This is a genomic window from Mycobacterium sp., from assembly GCF_049683935.1.
Taxonomy (GTDB): domain Bacteria; phylum Actinomycetota; class Actinomycetes; order Mycobacteriales; family Mycobacteriaceae; genus Mycobacterium.
Genome location: NZ_JBAUJR010000169.1, coordinates 1 through 3,054, shown reverse-complemented (window position 1 = coordinate 3,054; position 3,054 = coordinate 1). Strand labels below are relative to the sequence as shown.

The following is a 3,054-nucleotide window of genomic DNA, read 5'->3' as shown; positions in this document are numbered from 1 at the left end:
GGACTACCCGTGGGGCCACAGGCACCGCTGCCGCCCGCGCCGTTGCCAGTGGCACCCGCACCGGCGCCCGCGCCCATCGCTCCTTAGTCAGCAGCCGCCGACGCTACCGCTGGTTCGATTCGCGCCGGAACGTGTTTGTGCCAGGGCGTTCCGGCATAGGCGTCCCGCCAACCACTCGAGGTGAGTGAGTTCGGCGCCACCCCGGGAACCTGCCCGCGGCCGTCACCGTCGACAAAATCGAGACCATAGCCGTTGGGCAGTGACACATGGCCGGGCAGCATCGTCTCGCTGATCTCGACGGTCGCCTCCGCCGCACCCGCGGCTGTCGTGATCCGCGCGCGGCCACCGTCGGTGAGTCCGAGTGCGTCCGCGTCCTGAACGCTGACCCGGAGCGCTCCGTCGGCGTCCCGCTTACGCCAGGAGGGGTCGCGGATGATGTCGTTGGCGGTGTACGCGCGACGCTCGCCGGCGGACAGCACGATCGGGAACTCCGGCGAGGTCAGTTCCTTCTGCGGGCCTACCAATCCCCGGATTTCGGCGAGCATCTCGGGCATCTCCAGGGCGATCTTGTGATCCGGATTCGAGATCAGCGCGAAATCGTCGTCGTACTCGTGGACGGTGAACGTGACACCCGAACGGCTCTGCAGAATCGCGTCGAACAGCGCGTTGCCGTCGCGGTGCCCGGCCCGGCGGACCGCTTCCGGGTAGGTCATCGCCGCCTTCTGCGCCAGTCCCCACAACGCGGCCGCCCCGGAAAGCCCTACGGGCAGTGTCGGACCCAACGTCTCGTACAGCACAAACGGCAGCACCTTGCCCAACCCCGGGTTGGCGCCGACCGCCTGGAGGAAGGCTTCGGTGAAATCTGCGCGACCCCGCACGGCAGCGTCGCGCAAAGGAACCAGCTCGGCCTCGTCGACGACCTCGAGGGCACGCACCAGGCGCGCCCAGATCTCGGGCTCGGGCAGTGTGCCGGGCAGGGGTTCCAACAGCGGGTGCCGGAGATGGAATGTGTTGTGGGGGAACTCGAGGTTGAAGAAGGTCGCTTCGACCTTCTCGAACTGGGTGGCGGCGGGGAGCACATAGTGCGCCAACCGGGCCGTCTCGGTCATCGCCACGTCGATGACCACGAGCAGTTCGAGCGCGGCGAACGCCTCCGACACCGCGTGCGAGTCCGCGACAGAGTGCGCCGGATTGCTGCTCTCCACGATCATCGCGCGAAACCGGTCGGGGTGGTCGGTCAGGATCTCCTCGGGCACCACGTTGCTGGGCATCAGCCCACCGATGATCGGCGCACCCGTCACCGGCGTCCGGCCGACCCCGCCGGGGCGGAACAGCGGTGCGAACGACGAATGTAGGTGCTGGCCGCCACGTTTGGCGAAGTTCCCGGTGAGAATCCACAGCATCTTGTTCAGGTAGGAACACAAGGTGCTGTTGGGTGACTGCTGGACACCGAGGTCCTCGAACACCGCCACGCTGCCCGCCGTCCCGATCCGGCGGGCGGCGGCCCGCAGCAGCTCCTCCTCGACCCCACAACGCTGTGCGTACTCACCGACCGGTACCTCGGCGAGGACCTCACGAACCGCCGCGACACCGGTGACATGCTCGGCGAGGAACGTCTCGTCACAGAGTTCCTCCTGGACCAGCACGGCGGCCAGGGCGGCCAGGCACCACGCGTCGGTGCCCGGCCGGACCCGCAGGTGGAAGTCGGCCATCTCTGCGGTGTCGGTGACCACGGGATCGATCACCACCATCGACCGGTCGGGATCGTTGGCGATCTCGTGGAGCACCACCCGGGCCCGGGGAAAGCTCTGCGACATCCACGGGTTCTTGCCGATGAACACCGCGACCTCCGCGTGCTCGAACTCGCCGCGGGTGTGATTTCCGTAGAGGTGGGCGTCCACCCAGTGCTCGCCGGTCTTCTCCTGAGCGAGCGCGTTGGAGCGGTGATGGGAACCGAGGGCCTTGAGGAATGCGCCGCTGTACGCGCCACCGAGATGATTGCCCTGGCCGCCACCGCCGTAGTACAGGATCTTGTCGCCACCGTGAGTGTCGGCGACCGCCCGGAATCCGGCGGCGATCTCGGAAATCGCCGTGTCCCAGTCGACTTCCTCGTAGGTTCCGTCCGGCGTTCGCCTCATGGGAGACGTCAGGCGGTTTCGGTTGTTCTGGTAGTGGTCCAGGCGCAACGCCTTGTTGCAGGTGTACCCCTGCGACGCGGGGTGGTCCTTGTCGCCGCGGATTCGGGCCAGGGTGCGGTCGGCGACCTGCACCACGATGCCGCAATTGCATTCGCACAAGATGCACGCGGTGGGCTGCCAGTCGGTCATCGCGTCATTCGCTTTCTTCCCGGGGACGGATCTCGGCACCGAGCAACGACCGGAGCTGGACCTGAACGGTGTCGAGTGGTTCGAGGTCCCGTGAGGCCCGCGCTATGACGATCGCGCCCTCGAAGGACGAGAGGATCAGCATCGCCAGAGCGCCGGCGCGGTGCGCCGGAACACCGTCGGCGATCAACCGCCGCTCGATCACGCCGCGCCATCGGGCGAAGGCCGCGGCAGCCCGCTCGATCACGGGTTGCGTTTGGCCGGGCTTGGCCGGATCACCCGCTTCGACAGCGACTGCGACGACCGGGCATCCTGCCCGAAAATCGCTGTGCTGCAATTGCTTACGATATCCATCGAAGAGCTCGTCGAGCGCCTCACGGGTCGACGCCGCCGCATCGAGCCTGGCCGCCATGTACTCGCCCGCGTAATCGACGGCCTCGCAGAGCAACTGCGTTCGGCCGCCGGGGAAGTAGTGGTAGGCCGATCCCCGCGGGGCGCCACTGTGCTCGAGGACGTCGGCGATGGCGGTCGGGTGCGCCCCCCGTTCCCTGATCAGCAGTGCCGCGGAGACGACCATGCGTTCGCGAGGAGATGCCACAGCTTGCAGCCCTTTCTTCGGCGCTATGTATGTAAACCTACATAATCCTGGGCTCCCGCAAAAGGGTGTCGTGACAATCACCAGTTCAGCGGTACGACCCGGCGGTGCGGATGCCGTCGGTCACGCCCGGCG

Annotated in this window: 1 protein-coding gene and 1 pseudogene; both read right to left on the bottom strand. The window is 67.4% G+C overall.

Going from position 1 to position 3,054, the window contains the following annotated elements; translation table 11 throughout:
- Nucleotides 1-2,327 (bottom strand): annotated as a pseudogene (locus WA965_RS09680) (molybdopterin-dependent oxidoreductase); the annotation flags it as partial.
- Nucleotides 2,328-2,331: 4 nt separating this feature from the next.
- Nucleotides 2,332-2,922 (bottom strand): TetR/AcrR family transcriptional regulator, encoded by a 591-nt coding sequence (locus WA965_RS09675; protein ID WP_526301046.1) that lies wholly within the window; start codon nt 2,920-2,922, stop codon nt 2,332-2,334.
- Between the last annotated feature and the right edge of the window lie 132 nt (nt 2,923-3,054).